The 16351-nt window shown below is 59.8% G+C and carries 15 protein-coding genes, 1 tRNA gene and 1 pseudogene; 11 read left to right on the plus strand and 6 right to left on the minus strand.

The genetic code is table 11. The features are described from left to right. Window positions 1–9: 9 nt before the first annotated feature. The 4 genes from HY067_10165 to rplU all read right to left on the minus strand — a co-directional run bounded on the left by HY067_10165 (window position 10) and on the right by rplU (window position 2875). Window positions 10–1128 (minus strand): glutamate 5-kinase, encoded by a 1119-nt coding sequence (locus HY067_10165; protein ID MBI3528323.1) that lies wholly within the window; start codon window positions 1126–1128, stop codon window positions 10–12. A gap of 19 nt (window positions 1129–1147) precedes the next feature. Further along, window positions 1148–2209 (minus strand): GTPase ObgE, encoded by a 1062-nt coding sequence (gene obgE / locus HY067_10170; GenBank protein ID MBI3528324.1) that lies wholly within the window; start codon window positions 2207–2209, stop codon window positions 1148–1150. A gap of 86 nt (window positions 2210–2295) precedes the next feature. After that, complete coding sequence (rpmA, locus tag HY067_10175) at window positions 2296–2553, minus strand: 50S ribosomal protein L27 (GenBank protein MBI3528325.1); 258 nt, start codon at window positions 2551–2553, stop codon at window positions 2296–2298. A 13-nt stretch (window positions 2554–2566) separates the two neighbouring features. After that, window positions 2567–2875, minus strand: coding sequence for a 50S ribosomal protein L21 (gene rplU / locus HY067_10180; protein MBI3528326.1), 309 nt, complete (start codon window positions 2873–2875; stop codon window positions 2567–2569). Window positions 2876–3066: 191 nt separating this feature from the next. Between rplU and ispB the strand changes: the two genes are divergently transcribed. The 9 genes and pseudogenes from ispB to HY067_10225 all read left to right on the plus strand — a co-directional run bounded on the left by ispB (window position 3067) and on the right by HY067_10225 (window position 13776). Then, window positions 3067–4035: an octaprenyl diphosphate synthase gene (gene ispB / locus HY067_10185; protein MBI3528327.1), complete on the plus strand. Its 969-nt coding sequence runs from the start codon at window positions 3067–3069 to the stop codon at window positions 4033–4035. 10 nt (window positions 4036–4045) lie between these two features. Beyond that, window positions 4046–4122: transfer RNA gene (locus tag HY067_10190), tRNA-Pro, on the plus strand. Window positions 4123–4150: 28 nt separating this feature from the next. Then, a complete protein-coding gene (locus HY067_10195) occupies window positions 4151–4399 on the plus strand; it encodes a hypothetical protein (GenBank protein MBI3528328.1) in 249 nt (82 codons plus the stop codon). Window positions 4400–4420: 21 nt separating this feature from the next. Beyond that, window positions 4421–6040: a PAS domain-containing protein gene (locus HY067_10200; GenBank protein MBI3528329.1), complete on the plus strand. Its 1620-nt coding sequence runs from the start codon at window positions 4421–4423 to the stop codon at window positions 6038–6040. Window positions 6041–6078: 38 nt separating this feature from the next. Next, window positions 6079–7401, plus strand: a complete 1323-nt coding sequence (locus tag HY067_10205; protein MBI3528330.1) for a sigma-54-dependent Fis family transcriptional regulator — start codon at window positions 6079–6081, stop codon at window positions 7399–7401. A 253-nt stretch (window positions 7402–7654) separates the two neighbouring features. Further along, on the plus strand, window positions 7655–8221 hold the full coding sequence (gene ampD / locus HY067_10210; GenBank protein ID MBI3528331.1) for a 1,6-anhydro-N-acetylmuramyl-L-alanine amidase AmpD: 567 nt from the start codon (window positions 7655–7657) through the stop codon (window positions 8219–8221). A gap of 65 nt (window positions 8222–8286) precedes the next feature. Further along, window positions 8287–9056, plus strand: a pseudogene (locus HY067_10215) (histone deacetylase). Between the two features lie 258 nt (window positions 9057–9314). Continuing rightward, a complete protein-coding gene (locus HY067_10220; protein MBI3528332.1) occupies window positions 9315–12185 on the plus strand; it encodes a ribonucleoside-diphosphate reductase subunit alpha in 2871 nt (956 codons plus the stop codon). Window positions 12186–12639: 454 nt separating this feature from the next. Continuing rightward, entirely contained in the window at window positions 12640–13776 is a 1137-nt protein-coding gene (locus HY067_10225) for a ribonucleotide-diphosphate reductase subunit beta (protein MBI3528333.1), read from the plus strand. A gap of 404 nt (window positions 13777–14180) precedes the next feature. Here HY067_10225 and HY067_10230 read toward each other — a convergent pair whose 3' ends face one another. Next, window positions 14181–14579, minus strand: coding sequence for a hypothetical protein (locus HY067_10230; GenBank protein MBI3528334.1), 399 nt, complete (start codon window positions 14577–14579; stop codon window positions 14181–14183). A gap of 441 nt (window positions 14580–15020) precedes the next feature. Here HY067_10230 and HY067_10235 point away from each other — a divergent pair, with 441 nt between their 5' ends. After that, on the plus strand, window positions 15021–15209 hold the full coding sequence (locus HY067_10235) for a hypothetical protein (protein MBI3528335.1): 189 nt from the start codon (window positions 15021–15023) through the stop codon (window positions 15207–15209). 25 nt (window positions 15210–15234) lie between these two features. Then, window positions 15235–15450: a KTSC domain-containing protein gene (locus tag HY067_10240; protein MBI3528336.1), complete on the plus strand. Its 216-nt coding sequence runs from the start codon at window positions 15235–15237 to the stop codon at window positions 15448–15450. Between the two features lie 265 nt (window positions 15451–15715). Here HY067_10240 and HY067_10245 read toward each other — a convergent pair whose 3' ends face one another. Beyond that, window positions 15716–16315, minus strand: a complete 600-nt coding sequence (locus HY067_10245; GenBank protein ID MBI3528337.1) for a DUF2946 family protein — start codon at window positions 16313–16315, stop codon at window positions 15716–15718. Window positions 16316–16351: the final 36 nt, after the last annotated feature.

Below are 16351 nucleotides of genomic sequence, written 5' to 3' on the forward strand. Positions count from 1 at the left end.
GTTTTGCTCTCAGAGCAAAACCAGATTGTCCCGGTGGATCAATTCCGGCTCGTCAACATAGCCGAGCCGCGCCTCGATTTCATGGCTCGGCGATTTGAGAATCTTGCGCGTCTCGGCCGAATTGTAGTTCACCAGTCCACGCGCGATTTCGTGGCCTTTCGAATCCATGCAGCTCACAACCTCGCCGCGTTCGAATTCACCCGTCGCTTCGAATACGCCGATCGGCAGGAGGCTTTTTCCCTCGGTCTTGAGCGCCCGGGCGGCGCCATCGTCCAGTTTGAGCTTGCCGCGCACCTGCAGGTGATCCGCCATCCATTGTTTGCGTGCCGCCAGTGTCATTGTTTCCGCGATCAGTTGCGTGCCTATCGCTTCGCCTGAGGCCAGCCTCACCAGCACATCTGGTTCGCGTCCCGACGCGATGATAGTGGCCGCCCCGCTGCGCGCAGCACGTTTCGCTGCAAGAACTTTCGTCAGCATGCCGCCGCTGCCGACGTGGCTGCCGACGCCTCCCGCCATTTTCTCCAGCGCGGGATCGCCGGCCTTGGCTTCACTGACCAGTTCCGCATCGGGATGGCGACGCGGATCCTTGGTATAAAGTCCGGGCTGATCGGTCAGGATGACCAGGGCGTCCGCCTCGATCAGATTGGTGACCAGCGCTGCCAGCGTGTCGTTGTCGCCGAAGCGGATTTCGTCGGTGGCAACGGTATCGTTTTCGTTGATCACCGGGACTACGCCGAGGTCAATCAACGTCCGCAGCGTCGAACGCGCATTCAGATAGCGCTTGCGATCCGCCAGATCTTCATGTGTCAGCAGTACCTGGGCGGTATGCAAGTCGTGCTTGCGAAAGCAGGATTCGTAGGCTTCGACCAGACCCATCTGGCCGACAGCGGCGGCGGCCTGCAACTCGTGAAGCGCGTTCGGGCGGCGCTTCCAGCCGAGGCGCTGCATGCCTTCCGCGACTGCGCCGCTCGAAACCAGCACGATGTCCTTCTTGCGGCGCTTGAGTTCGACGATCTGTTCCGCCCAGCGTGCGAGGGCAACATGATCGAGTCCCTGGCCCTCGTTTGTTACGAGGCTGCTGCCGACCTTGACGACCAGGCGCCTGGCTTCTGCCGCGATGGATTTCATTCCTGTACGGCGCTCCGGGTCATCCGGTGTTTTCCGCGGTCTCGGCAGTTTCGATTCTGGCGTTGCGTTCCAGGTGTTCCATGATCGCGAAAGTGAGCTCGCGCCCCCCTTCCCCGGTGAGCGCCGAAATGATAAAGGTTTTCTCGGGTTCGGAAACGAGGCTGGAGTACGCCGACAGGAAAGCCTGGATCCTCTGGTCACGCTCCTCCGGCGCGATCAGGTCGACCTTGTTCAACACCAGCCAGCGTGACTTGCGAAACAACGCCTCGTCGTACTTGCGCAACTCTTCGACAATGGCGCGTGCGTCATTTGCAGGTTCTGCGTTCTCGTCGAACGGTGCGATGTCCACAAGATGAAGCAACAATCGGGTTCGCTGCAGGTGACGCAGGAATTGATGGCCAAGGCCGGCACCCTCCGCCGCACCTTCGATCAGACCGGGAATGTCCGCGATCACGAAACTGCGGTTTTCGTCCACGCGCACTACACCGAGATTCGGGTGCAGCGTAGTGAAGGGATAGTCCGCGACTTTCGGCCGTGCCGCGGACACGGAGCGTATGTAGGTGGATTTACCGGCGTTCGGCATGCCGAGGAGGCCGACGTCGGCCAGAACCTTGAGTTCGAGCTTCAAACGGCGGCTCTCGCCAGGCGTACCCGGCGTGCATTGGCGCGGCGAGCGGTTGGTGCTCGACTTGAAATGGATGTTTCCCAGGCCGCCTTGCCCGCCTTTGGCCAGCATTGCGGTCTGGCCGTCGACGGAGAGGTCCGCCAGCACTTCGCCGGACTCGATATCGCTTACCACGGTGCCGACGGGAAAACGCAAAGTGATGTCGTCTGCTGCTTTGCCGTAGCAATCGGACCCGTGACCTTTTTCGCCGTTGCGCGAGCGATGAATGCGGGCATAGCGATACTCGACCAGCGTATTGATATTGCGATCGGCTACGGCAAGAATGCTGCCGCCGCGGCCACCGTCACCGCCGTCCGGGCCGCCGCGTGGTATGAATTTCTCGCGTCTGAAACTCGCGATTCCGTCCCCGCCTTTTCCGGCGTGCACTTCGATAGTGGATTCGTCGACGAATTTCATAATTCAATGCGTACCATAAGCCGTCAAGCCGGAAATAAAAAAGCCCTACCGGAACCGATAGGGCTTCTTGCCAAATCCGGGAAACCTTACGCCGGCACGATGCTGACGGTCTTTTTCCTGGACGGGCCCTTGATCGCGAAAGCCACCGTGCCTGTGATCTTGGCGAACAATGTGTGGTCCTTGCCGATGCCGACGTTCTCGCCGGGATGAACCTGGGTGCCGCGCTGGCGCACGATGATGCTGCCTGCGGAAATCACCTGTCCGCCATAACGCTTCACGCCGAGGCGCTTGGACTGTGAGTCGCGGCCGTTACGGGAACTGCCTCCTGCTTTTTTGTGTGCCATGGTCTGCGGTTCCTTATGCCGAGATCGTGCCGATCTGGATCTCAGTGTAATTCTGCCGGTGCCCGCCGTGACGCTGATAATGCTTGCGCCGCCGCATCTTGAAAATATGCACCTTGTCGTGGCGGCCATGAGACACGACCGTCGCCTGAACGGACGCGCCAACTACCAGCGGTGCCCCGATCGAGACCTTGTCGCCGTCGGCAATCATCAGGACATCCAAGGTAATCTGGCTGCCCACGTCTGCAGGTAACTGTTCTACCTTGATTTTTTCGCCCGGGGCAACCCGGTACTGCTTGCCGCCGGTTTTTATGACCGCATACATGATAGAGCCCTCGGTACGCTTTTGAGGAAAGCCGCGCATATTACAAAAAAAGAAGGGCTTAGTAAAGCCGAATGGGTTTTGACCGGCTCGATCTGAAACAGGAGGCGAGTCAGCTATATCATACGCCCAGCTTCCTTGACACTTCTCCCGCGCAGTTTCTACCATCGCGCACTTTGCCTTCACCCCCGCTCGTGACCCCTGAAATCATCAAAGACCTGATTGCCGACGACATGAAACAGGTCGATGTCGTCATTCGTGATCGACTGAAGTCCGACGTGGTGCTGATCCGGCAGGTGGCCGATTACATCATAGGCGGCGGTGGCAAACGGCTGCGGCCCGCACTGGTAATCCTGTCGGCGGGAGCATGCGGCTACGCCGGACGACATCATCACGAGCTGGCTGCGGTGGTCGAGTTCATCCACACCGCCACGCTGTTGCACGACGACGTCGTGGACGATTCGCACATGCGGCGTGGCCGCGCGACGGCAAATTCGATGTTTGGCAATGCGGCAGCCGTTCTGGTCGGAGACTTTCTCTATTCCCGAGCATTCCAGATGATGGTCGACGTGAAGAATATGCAGATCATGGAAGTATTGGCCGATGCAACCAATACCATCGCCGAAGGCGAGGTTATGCAGCTTCTGCACGTCCATAATGCCGACGTGAACGAGCAGGACTACCTGCGCGTGATCCGTTCGAAAACCGCAAAGCTGTTCGAGGCTTCAGGGCGACTCGGTGCCATTCTCGCCGGTGTGCCGCCGGCCCGGGAAAAGGCTTTGGCGGATTACGGCATGCACCTCGGAACGGCATTCCAGCTGGTCGATGACATCCTCGATTACTCCGGAGATCTGGCCCAGACGGGGAAGAATCTCGGTGATGATCTTGCCGAAGGGAAGACCACTCTTCCTATCATTTATGCCATGCGCCATGGCAGCGCGGAGCAGGGGGGGATTATTCGCAATGCACTCATCGATGGCGGTTTGAGCGATTTCGACCCCGTAATGAAAACAATGCAGGAGACCGGGGCCCTTGACTACACGCGCACCCAGGCCGAGGATTCGGCGCGCGAGGCACGCGAGGCAATCGCGGTGCTGCCTGATTCAAAATACAGGGATAGTTTGCTAGAATTAGCGACCTTTGCGGTGACCCGCAATTACTGAAACTCACCGTCGGGGTGTAGCTCAGCCCGGTAGAGTACTGCGTTCGGGACGCAGGAGTCGGAGGTTCGAATCCTCTCACCCCGACCAATCCAAACATCTGCGCTGCGAGGTTCGCGTGGCAAAATTCCTCCTCGTCATCGCTGTCTTCATAGTCGTTTACCTGCTCCTGCGCAATCATGCGAAGAAATCGGGTGAAGCACCGCCGCCACACTCCGCATCGAAGCATGGCGAAGATGAAGATATGGTTCGATGCAGGGTCTGCGGCGTGCATCTGCCGACCAGCGAAGCCGTTACCTCCCGCGGCGACTTCTTTTGCAGCAAGGAGCATTTGCATCTCGCCGACCGGGAAGGCGGAAAGCGCTAGCCGCAATCGTTCCCGCGGCCGATGAGCAGCGTTACTTTTCCAGTCCAGGATTTTGCCGTCGAGCGCCGGCACTACGGCGACGCATTCTGGCGCTCGCTGTTCTATTTCAATGTCTACCGTCTTTCGGCGGCGCTGGTGCTGCTGGCGGTCGCCGTGACGCTGGGCGACGAAGCTCCATTCGGCTCAAACAGCCGCCACGCCTATCTTTATACCGACGTCGGCTATATCGTCTTCAGCCTGCTGGCGTTTGCCGTTATCTTGCCGCGCCGGCCGTACTTCACGATCCAGCTCACCGTGCAGATCTGCGCGGATATCCTCTTCCTCACTGTACTGATGCACGCCAGCGGCGGCATCGGCAGCGGACTGGGTCTGCTGTTGCTGGTTTCGCTGGCCGCGGTAGGGCTGATTAGCCGAGGCAGACTGACGCTGTTCTTTGCCGCGCTGGCCACGATTGCCGTTCTGGCGGAGCAGACCTATCAAATAGTGTTTTTGACGGGATCCACGGCGCAATATGCGCAAGCCGGATTGCTGAGCATCGGGTTTTTTGCCACTGGCTGGCTGGCGCATTCGCTCGCCAAACGCGCGGTTGCGATCGAGGCGATCGTGGCGCAGCGCGAAATCGATCTCGCCAACCTGGCGCAGGTGAATCAACTGGTGATCCAGGACATGCAGGATGGCGTGCTGGTGGTGGACGAACGCGGTGTGATTCGCCAGATCAACAGCCGGGCGGAAGCTATCCTTGGCCCGCTGCGCCGTTCGCACCGCGAAGTTCTCCTGCAGGACTACGCGCCCACGCTGGCTGCGCGCCTTGGGCAATGGCGACGCGATCCCAGTTCCGGGTTCGATCCGCTACGCACCGTGCAGACGCACAAACCTACGGCGGCCCGCTTTGTCCAGGCCGGCATCAGCCGCAACGTTGGGGTTGTCATCTTTCTGGAAGATCTGACGCGCGTGCAGCAGCAGGCGCAACAGCTTAAACTCGCGTCGCTGGGCCGGCTCACCGCCAACATCGCTCACGAGATCCGCAATCCCTTGTCCGCCATCAACCACGCGACCGAGTTGCTGCTCGAGGAGTCCGCGCTGCGCAGCCCATCCCATGCGCGCATGCTGCAGATCATCCACGACAACGCCCAGCGCCTCGATCGCATGGTCCAGGATGTGCTTAAACTGAACCGGCGCGATCGCGCGGTGCGCGAGCACTTCGATCTGGGCGATTACCTCGAGACATTCGTGGCGGAGTTCTGCGAAATCGAAAAGGTGCCTGCGGATACCATTCGCGTGGAAACCGAGATCGAGGCTACCATCTCGTTCGACCGCAGCCACCTGAATCAGATCATGTGGAACCTGTGCCGCAATGCATTGCGCTACTGCCAGAAACAGCCTGGCAGCATCGCCGTGACCGTGCAATCGGGCCCGCGGCAGGGTACGGTAGAATTGAACGTCATTGACGACGGCATGGGCGTTGCCGAGTCGCTGCGCGCGCACCTGTTCGAGCCGTTTTTTACCACCGCGTCCAGCGGCACCGGACTTGGTCTGTACATCGCGCGCGAAATCTGCGAGGCGAATACGGCGACGCTCGAATACGTGGAGCGACCGGTCGGCGCGCAGTTCAGTCTGGTCTGCAAAGGAGTGTCAGCGTGAAACGTAAGGATCAGCAGGCGGGAACGACATCGCGGTCGGTGCTTATCGTCGACGACGAAGAGGACATCCTCGAACTCATCGAGCTTACCCTGCTGCGCATGGGACTGGATGTCGAGCGCGCCACGACCGTCAAGGGCGCGATCGAGAAGGTGCAGGCGGGCGACTACGACCTGTGCCTGACCGACATGCGTTTGCCGGACGGTGAAGGACTCGAGCTGGTGCAGTTCATCTCCGACAATCTGTCCGATCTCCCCGTTGCGGTGATCACCGCGCACGGCAATACCGAAAATGCCGTTGCGGCGCTGAAGGCCGGCGCTTTCGACTATCTGGCCAAGCCGGTTTCGCTCGAGCAACTGCGTACCCTGGTCAAATCCGCGCTTTCGTTGCCGCAACCTGCGGCCGCCAAGTCCTCGAGCGAGCAATCGATGCTTGGGGAATCGGCCGCGATTCAGCAGGTACGCGAGCTGATCGAAAAGTTGGCGCGCAGCGAAGCACCGGTACACATCACCGGCGAGTCCGGCAGCGGCAAGGAACTCGCCGCCCGGCTTATCCACCAGAAGGGCGCGCGCCGCAGCCAGCCTTTCGTTCCGGTCAACTGCGGAGCGATCCCTGAAAACCTGATGGAATCCGAGTTCTTCGGCTATCGCAAAGGCGCCTTTACCGGCGCGGACAGTGATCGGGACGGTTTCTTCCAGGCGGCCCACAGCGGCACGCTGTTCCTCGACGAAGTGGCCGACCTGCCGCTGCCGATGCAGGTGAAGCTGCTGCGAGCGATTCAGGAGAAGAAGGTGCGCAAGGTGGGCGCGACCCAGGAAGATCCGGTCGACGTGCGCATCATCAGCGCGACCCACCAGAAGCTGGGCGAATGTGTCGAGGCCGGCAAATTCCGTCATGACCTCTATTACCGGCTGAACGTGATTGAATTGCGCATGCCGGCTCTGCGGGAGATGCGCGAGGATATCCCGCAGTTTGTCGGCGCTTTGTTGGACAAACTGGCGCGAAACGCCGGCTCCAAAAAGCCCGTGGTTGCCCCCGAGGCGCTTGAGGAACTCAAGCGATACGACTTTCCGGGCAACGTTCGCGAACTGGAAAACGTGCTTGAACGGGCGATGGCCTTGTGCAGCGACGGCAAGGTCACGGCCGAAGATCTGCAGCTCACGCCCGAGGACATGCACGAGCAGGCCGCTGCGATCCGCGGGGACAGCAAGGCGCCACTGCAGGACTATCTCGATCGCGTCGAGAAGGAAGCCATTCTGGAAGCGCTCGAGAAAACGCGTTACAACCGCACTGCGGCCGCGAAGCTGCTCGGCATCACGTTTCGCTCGATGCGCTACCGGATGGAGCGGCTGGGGCTGAATTGAAGCAGGGGCGAGGGGCGAGGGACGAATCGAAGAAGAGCCGAGCTTCGCCCACCGGATTCCACGGGATACCGGTCTAAATGGGTACTCCTAGCTCCGCACGGGTATTCGACCATAACCGGCCTAAAAGGGTACTCCTAGCTAAAAGGGTACTCCGGGCTTCGCCAGGGTATTCGCACGGGTATTCGGCCATAAGGCCCGGGGTTCGTGATAAGACGTTACTCGGCCCGCAGCCTTCCTGCTTCGCACCTGCCGGATGAAGGAGCCAATGGCTTGGCGTTTGGATGCTGCCGGATTGCTCGCCGGCGCCACTTACATTGCCTCCCCGAATTTCGATGATCGGCCGGACGGCGCAGTCATCGAGTTGCTCGTCGTCCACAACATCAGTCTGCCGCCCGGCCAGTTCGGCGGCCCCGGCATCATCGACCTGTTTACCAACCGCCTCGACCCAAACGTCCATCCCTACTACCGACAGATTGCGGACGCGAAGGTCTCCAGCCACTTCCTCATCCGGCGCGACGGCGAACTGATCCAGTTCGTGCCCTGCAGTCTGCGCGCCTGGCACGCCGGAAAATCGGAATGGCGAGGGCGCGGGCGCTGCAACGATTTCTCGATCGGCGTCGAACTCGAAGGCGCCGATGATCGGGCCTTTGCTGATTCCCAGTACGCGATCCTGGCAAAGCTGGCCTCCGAGCTCCTGGGCGAGTATCCGATCCGGGATTGCGTCGGCCACTCCGACATCGCCATTCCACCCGGACGCAAGACTGACCCGGGACCGCATTTCAACTGGGCGCGCTTTCGAGCCATGCTCGAAGAGCGGTGATTGGTAATTAGTAACTGGTGATTGGGGTTGTATTTACCGGTTACGAGTCACCAATCACCGCCCTCATGAAAATCTTCTACACCGATCACTTCGTGCTGTCGCTTCCGGACGGTCATCGCTTTCCGATGCAGAAGTACTCACTTCTGCGCTAACGCCTGATGCGAGCGGGTTTATCCGACGGCGAGGCGTTGCGCGAGCCGCATGCTGCGACCGATGAGGAAATCCTGCGAGCCCATGACGCCGGTTATTTGCGGCGCGTGGTCAGCGGCGAACTCACGCGCGCTGAAGCGCGTCAAATAGGCTTTCTGCAGATGGTCGAACGCTCACGGCGCTCGGCTGGCGCCACCATTGAAGCTTGCCGCGCCGCGCTGGACGAAGGCATCGGGATAAATCTCGCCGGCGGTACGCATCATGCGTTCCGCTTCTCGATCCGCAGCGCCAGGAATTTTCCGTTTCGCAAGGAAGCTAGCGATCTCGACGTCGAACTGGCAGACGGCACGGGCGACGCCGAGTATCTGGATGCACTGGAACGGGGCATCTGCCATGCGCTGTCGGCGGCGCAACCCGAACTCGCGATCTATCTCGCTGGCGCCGATCCTTATCGCAGTGATCGACTGGGCCGGCTCGCGCTGTCGAAGGAGGGCTTGCGCGCGATTCGCTGGTTCTGGATCTTTGCCGCACGGCCTGCCTGCCGGTCGCGATCGTGATGGCGGGCGGTTACGCGGGGAACATTGCCGATGCGGTGGACATTCACTTCTCGACCGTGCAAGTCGCCACGCATTTCCAGCGCGCTGCGCAACAATCGCACGCTCCTTCCTCAACAGGAACGCGTTGACGCGACCTCGCGGGTCGCAAGTTATTTCCGTTGCTGCCGCGTTTCGTCACATCGCGCTTCAAAAAAATGCGACCGAGCATTCTGATTTCTAAATATAAAAATTTCTTGACAGGGTTGGTGAGGCTACTAGAATTAGTCTCCATGCATCAGCTTGGGCACAACATATAGTGGTTTCGAGTAAATCTAGTGGTTTCGTATAAATCCTTACCCGGCGCCGGCGGTTGCTTCTAAGCGACAAGAATATTCGAGGGAGAAAAAATGCAACTAGGCAGCAATCTGACCACACCCGTTCCGGCCGGTAACTACTCCACGGAAGACAGCGTCGCCAGCCAGGAAAAGCAGCGGTATGCGCAGTACAAGGTCATCCGGCGCAATGGCGCCGTGGTCTCCTTCGAGCCAGGCAAGATATCGGTGGCGGTGACCAAGGCGTTTCTCGCCATCAATGGCGGCCAGGGTGCCGCGTCGGCGCGTGTACGCGAGATGGTCGAAGGTCTTACCGAAGCCGTTATCAACGCTCTCATGCGCCGCCAGCCCAACGGCGGCACCTTCCACATTGAGGACATCCAGGACCAGGTCGAACTTTCGCTGATGCGTTCCGGCGAGCACGAGGTGGCGCGGGCTTACGTGCTGTACCGCGAAGACCGGGCGCGCGAGCGCGCCAGGAATCGCGAGGCGCACGCTGCGGCAAGCTCCATCCCAAGTATCAACGTCGTCGAAGGCGGGCAGACCCGCCCGCTCGAAATGGAGCGGCTGACTGCGCTGATCAAGGATTCCTGCGAAGGTCTGGGCCGTTCGGTCGATGCGGGCGTGATCCTGCAGATGACGCTGAAGGATCTCTACGACGGCGTGCCCATGGACGAAGTGCGCAAGTGCACCATCCTGGCCGCCCGCTCCCTGATCGAGAAGGATCCGGCGTACAGCTACGTCACTGCGCGCCTGCTGCTTAATAGCGTGCGTTTCGAGGTTCTGGGCGAGGAGGTTACCCAGGCCGGCATGCATTCCCGCTATTCCGACTATTTTCCGCAATTCATCAAACGCGGCATCGATGCCGGTTTGCTCGACGAGCGCCTGAGCCGTTTCGACCTGCGGTCGCTGGGTGCGGCACTGGATGCCAACCGCGATTTCAAGTTCGGTTACCTGGGCCTGCAGACGCTCTATGACCGTTACTTCCTGCACATGAGCGATCGGCGTATCGAGTTGCCGCAGGCCTTTTTCATGCGCGTGGCGATGGGCCTCGCCATCAACGAAGTCGAACGCGAGTCCCGTGCCATTGAGTTCTACAACGTGCTTTCGAGTTTCGATTTCATGTCCTCGACGCCGACGCTGTTCAATTCCGGCACCCAGCGCTCGCAGCTGTCGAGCTGCTACCTGACCACGGTGTCTGACGACCTGGAAGGCATCTACGACGCCATCAAGGAAAACGCCCTGTTGTCCAAGTTCGCCGGTGGGCTCGGCAATGACTGGACGCCGGTGCGTGCGCTCGGCTCCCATATCAAGGGGACCAACGGCAAGTCGCAGGGTGTCGTTCCCTTCCTTAAGGTCGTGAACGACACCGCGGTAGCGGTCAACCAGGGTGGCAAGCGCAAGGGCGCGGTCTGCTCCTACCTGGAAACCTGGCACCTGGACATCGAGGAATTCCTCGAGCTGCGCAAGAACACCGGCGACGACCGTCGCCGCACCCACGACATGAACACCGCCAACTGGATTCCGGACCTGTTCATGAAGCGGGTCATGGAGGCCGGGGAGTGGACGTTGTTCTCGCCCGCCGATGCGCCGGACCTGCACGACAGGGTCGGCAGGGATTTCGAAGCTGCCTATGTCGAATACGAACGCAAGACCAGGACAGGCGAGCTCAAGCTGTTCAAGCGCCTACCGGCCCTGACCATCTGGCGCAAGATGCTGACGATGCTGTTCGAGACCGGGCATCCCTGGATCACCTTCAAGGATCCCTGCAACATCCGCAGCCCGCAGCAGCACGTCGGCATGGTGCACAGCTCCAACCTCTGCACCGAGATCACGCTCAATACCTCGGACAGCGAAATCGCGGTCTGCAACCTGGGTTCGGTCAACCTGGTGGCCCACATCAAGGACGGCAGGCTCGATCAGGACAAGCTGAAGAATACGGTGTCGACCGCCATGCGCATGCTCGACAACGTGATCGACATCAACTATTACGCCGTCAACAAGGCACGCAACGCCAATTTCAAGCACCGTCCGGTGGGTCTCGGCATTATGGGATTCCAGGATTGCCTGCACGAAATGCGCGTGGCTTACGGCTCCAAGGACGCCATGGAATTCGCCGATCGTTCGATGGAGGCGGTGGCCTACTTTGCCTACTGGGCCTCGACCGAGTTGGCTGAGGAACGCGGCCGTTACTCGACTTATGACGGGTCGCTCTGGTCCAAGGGCATCCTGCCGCAGGATTCGCTCAAGCTTTTGGCCGAGGAGCGCGATGGCTACGTCGAAGTCGAAGATTCGTCGGCGCTGAGCTGGGAGCCGCTGCGTGCCCGCATCCGCCAGTTCGGCATGCGCAATTCCAACTGCCTGGCGATCGCACCGACCGCGACCATTGCCAATATCGTCGGCGTCTCGGCTTCGATCGAGCCGACTTACCAGAACTTGTACGTGAAATCCAACCTGTCTGGCGAGTTCACGGTGACCAACGAATACCTGGTCCGTGACCTCAAAAAGCTCAACATGTGGGATGAAGTCATGATTGCTGACCTCAAGTATTTCGACGGCAGCCTGGCCAGGATCGACCGCATTCCGCAGGACATCCGCAGCCTCTATGCCACGGCTTTCGAGGTCGACCCGGCCTGGGTGGTGGAGGCGGGTTCGCGGCGGCAGAAATGGATCGACCAGGCCCAGTCGCTCAACATATATATGGCGGGCGCTTCCGGCAAAAAGCTGGATGACACCTACAAGCTGGCCTGGAAGAGCGGCCTCAAGACCACTTATTACTTGCGTACCCTCGGTGCGACGTCGACGGAAAAGTCGACCGCGCGCGGCGGCCAGTTGAACGCCGTGCCGACCGATGGTGGTGCAACGGGTCCGGGCACGGCCGAAGCGCCGGCCGAGGAAGCCAAGTTTTGCTCAATTGACAATCCAGAATGCGAGGCCTGCCAGTAATGGCCGGGCCGGCGTTCTTGATTGCGGCGGACGCTAACTTGCCTTGGCAAGTTAAGCTCGAAGAGCGGCGGGAGCCACAGCCCGGAGGAATGCGAGGCCTGCCAGTAATGGCCGGGCCGGCGTTCTCGATTGCGCTGAAGGCTAACTTGGCTCGATCCGCGCAGCACGGCCGAAACCATAACCCGGCTTGCGAGGCCCGGCAGTGAAGGTGGCGTATCGGGTCAATGCGACTGCGAGACGGCGTCTGACTTTCTGGCTGCGCCGCACCCGTGACGGGATCGGACGCCCCGCTTTTGCGGCGCGGTCGTTGCGGCGGAGTTGAGACATTCTTGATGCGATGACGGGATCTATGCATCTTTCATCGTGGCTAACGGACAACAAAGGGGTCGCATTGCGACCGAATATCAAAGAAGTATTTGACATTCCACCGATAACATTTATAAAGGAACCATCGATGTTGCAATTTGAAGATCACATCCCGAGCATCGGCGGCGCTGGATTGCAGCCCGTCGTGAATGTTCCGCCGGCGCGCGTCTCCGCAGCCGGCAGCGCCACGTCCGCCGACGCGGCATTGCGCCGTGTACGCGTCGAGGACAAGCGCATCATCAACGGCAAGGCCGACGTCAATCAGCTGGTGCCGTTCAAATACAAATGGGCCTGGGATAAGTATCTCTCCGGCTGCGCCAACCACTGGATGCCCCAGGAAATCAACATGAGCCGGGACATCGCCACGTGGAAAGACCCGAACGGTCTGACCGAGGATGAACGCCTGGTGGTCAAGCGCAATCTCGGCTTCTTCGTGACCGCCGACAGCCTGGCGGCGAACAACATCGTGCTCGGTACCTACCGGCACATCACCGCTCCCGAGTGCCGCCAGTACCTGTTGCGCCAGGCATTCGAGGAAGCGATCCACACCCACGCTTACCAGTACATCGTCGAAAGTCTCGGCCTGGACGAAGGCGAGATCTTCAATGCCTACCACGAGGTCTCCAGCATTCGCGAGAAGGACGAGTTCCTGATCCCGTTCATCGAGACCCTCACGAACCCGGAATTCAAGACCGGCACCCCGGAAACCGACCAGCAGCTTCTGAAGAGCCTGATCGTGTTCGCCTGCATCATGGAGGGCCTGTTCTTCTACGTCGGTTTTGCCCAGATCCTGGCGCTCGGCCGCCAGAACAAGATGACGGGGGCCGCGGAACAGTACCAGTACATCCTGCGCGACGAGTCCATGCACTGCAATTTCGGCATCGACCTGATCAACCAGATCAAGATGGAGAATCCGCACCTGTGGACGCCGGAATTCCGCGAGGAAATCCGCGGCCTGATCCAGAAAGGCGTCGAACTCGAATACCGTTATGCCGAGGACACCATGCCGCGCGGCGTGCTTGGCCTGAACGCACCGATGTTCAAGGAATACCTGCGCTTCGTGGCCAATCGCCGCGCGCAACAGATTGGCCTTGATCCGCTCTTCCCCGGGGCGAATAATCCCTTCCCGTGGATGTCGGAAATGGTCGATCTGAAAAAAGAGAAAAACTTCTTCGAGACCCGTGTGATCGAGTATCAGACGGGCGGAGCCCTGAATTGGGATTGATCTTCGGGGCCGAAAAGATTTCTGTGACACCCGCGTCGTCATCGACCTGTATCAGGGGCGGCGCATTTGACAGGCTGAATGGGTAAATCGGGCAAAGCTGTACTTTATTCATCACGAAACGCGTGCCGATCTGCTGCAGGTCGCGGCGCCAGGCTGGGAGCCATGAGCCCCCGGCCCAAGGTTTCATTTCCCTTTCGTTTTTGGTCCCTGGCCGACGATGAAGTTTTCTTCTCTTCGGCCGCTATTCCTTGTTCCCTCAAGAATCGCGCTGTGTACCGGAAGTCAGGTACACGGCCAGCAGAACTGCCTGATGACCGGACATGCGGCTTGCATGGCGCGGGTTCGGGCATTGGCGGTTGGCACGGAGAAGAATCCTTCTTTGAAGTGCTGGTAGTGCCCTTTGTTTAACTTTCATTAGGAGATACAGAAATGGCAGCAAAGAAAAAGGCAATGAAGAAACCCGCTAAGAAAGTAGCAGCGAAGAAGAAGCCCGCCAAAAAGGCCGCGAAGAAGAAGCCCGCCAAAAAGGCTGCGAAGAAGGTAGCGCGGAAGCCGGCGAAGAAGGCTGCGAAGAAGCCCGCAAAAAAGGCTGCTAAGCGCCCGGCCAAGAAAAAGGCCGCAAAGAAAAAGGCGAAGAAGCCCGCTAAAAAGAAGGCAAAGAAGGCGGCGAAGAAGCCCGCCAAAAAGAAGGCGAAGAAGGCCTCCAAGAAGAAGCCTGCCGCCAAGCCCGCTGCTACGGCAGCGCCGGCGGCACCGAAGCCCGTTTCCGCACCGGCGGCCTGGCCGTTTCCGGTAGCCGGCAACCGGCCTAACTAAGCTTCCCATATGCTCGCGGGCAATCTGCATCCGCGACGGATACCAGGCACTGAGCCGCGAGCTTTGGGATTTGCAGTACACATAAGACCTGCACCTGTGAAGGTGCGGTTCAGTTAGGATTTAGAAGGCCAACCCTCGCCGATCAAGAGACGGGAGGCGGGGTAAGTTCCTAACACTCACTTCTTGTCCCGAACGGGACGAGAGGGATTTTTCTTTCCTATTGAAAGCTGAACGCTAAGCACTTCAAAAATCGAGGAAAATCCCGGCGGATAAGTGGTTCGGACGGGCACCCGGATCGCGTCGGGATGATGCAAGAATCATCGAAAAAAATGGGCAAGGCGGCGTGACATGTACGCCGCTTTGTCATTGCGGCAGCGAGACGCCGCCCGAGTTGCGACATCGAAGTGAGATGACGAACGGGAAAAAACATGAAAGCACCCAGTCGTAAAACCGGTTTGCTTTGCCTCGTGATTTTCGTCCTCGCGCTGATCGGGGTGTTCGTGCCGCTCGGGCACTTTCCTTATGTCGGCGCCGCGCTCGGCCTGGTCAACCACTACCACGAGTGGTTGCTGATTGCCGGCTATGCGCTGTTGCTGCTCGCCGTGTATATCCTCTAGCAAAAAAGATAGCCGGGGAGGATGCATGGATAGAAAAAAAGTCAGCTCCAGTTCGATCCGGTCGGTCGGCTACGACGAACGCAATCGCGTGCTCGAGGTGGAATTCAATGACGGCCGGGTCAACCAGTATTCGGGCGTTTCCGCGGAGGTCCACCGCCGATTGATGAGCGCGCCTTCGATCGTCAGCTATTTCCGCGACCACGTCGAAGAGTCGTTTACCGCGAAACGGGTGAAAGGCTAGCCGACCCAAGGCCGGCATCAGAAGCGTTGACGCAGAGGGCGCGGAGGAACGCAGAGGACGCGGAGGAAAAACAAGAACGAAACCGGGAGGTGGAGCCAATGGGCGATCTGATGCCTGCACGCGGATGAATGGCCAGCCGCACCAAAAACACCTACTCCTTTAAATTCCGATCAATCCGATTTTCTCTGCGACCTTTCTTGCCTTTCCTCTGCGTCCTCTGCGTCCTCTGCGTCAACGCTCCTATCGCTGGCCCTTGGCCAGCTAGTCAGCATTCGGGTTCGCCTTCGGCTGGCCTCGGTGTCGGGTCGAAGCCGAATTTCTGCGCGACTTCGCCGGCCTGGATGCGGCCGATCGGCACCCGGCTGCCGGCGTAGTCGACGTATACACCGGTCGCGTGACGGCGTGCTTCGGCGTCGAAAGCCCGCGCCAGCACGGCGTCGCTGATCGGTTTGCCGTGCAGGTCGGTGAATAAGCCCGACACCATCGCCAGATCGCGATCGTTCATAACCCCCAGCCCCGTTCCCCAGCGCAGCAGCAGCGAGCCGGTTTCGTCGATCCAGGCGCCCGAGACTTTTCCGATAGGCTGTCCGATATGCGTTTCAAACGCCGTGGATGCGTCGCTTGCGGTGTTGACGACGAACGGCGTGTATTCAAGCGTAACGAAGACCCGCTGCGGGCCGTTCTGGAAGAACCAGCGGCCCCGTTTATCGGCGGCGTAGTTGCGCCCGATGAATGCCGTTACGCCCGCATTGGCAATGCGATCGCCCTTGATCAGCCAGCTCCCCCGACGATCGAGCTCAAGCCATCCGTAGACGTTCGGAACGTCCGGCCATTTGCCCATTGCCTGGATGACGATCGGGTCCATCTGGATGCAAAATTGACGTAATGTGGGCCAAGGGCA

The sequence above is a fragment of the Betaproteobacteria bacterium genome (assembly GCA_016194905.1).
Taxonomy (GTDB): Bacteria; Pseudomonadota; Gammaproteobacteria; order Burkholderiales; family JACQAP01; genus JACQAP01.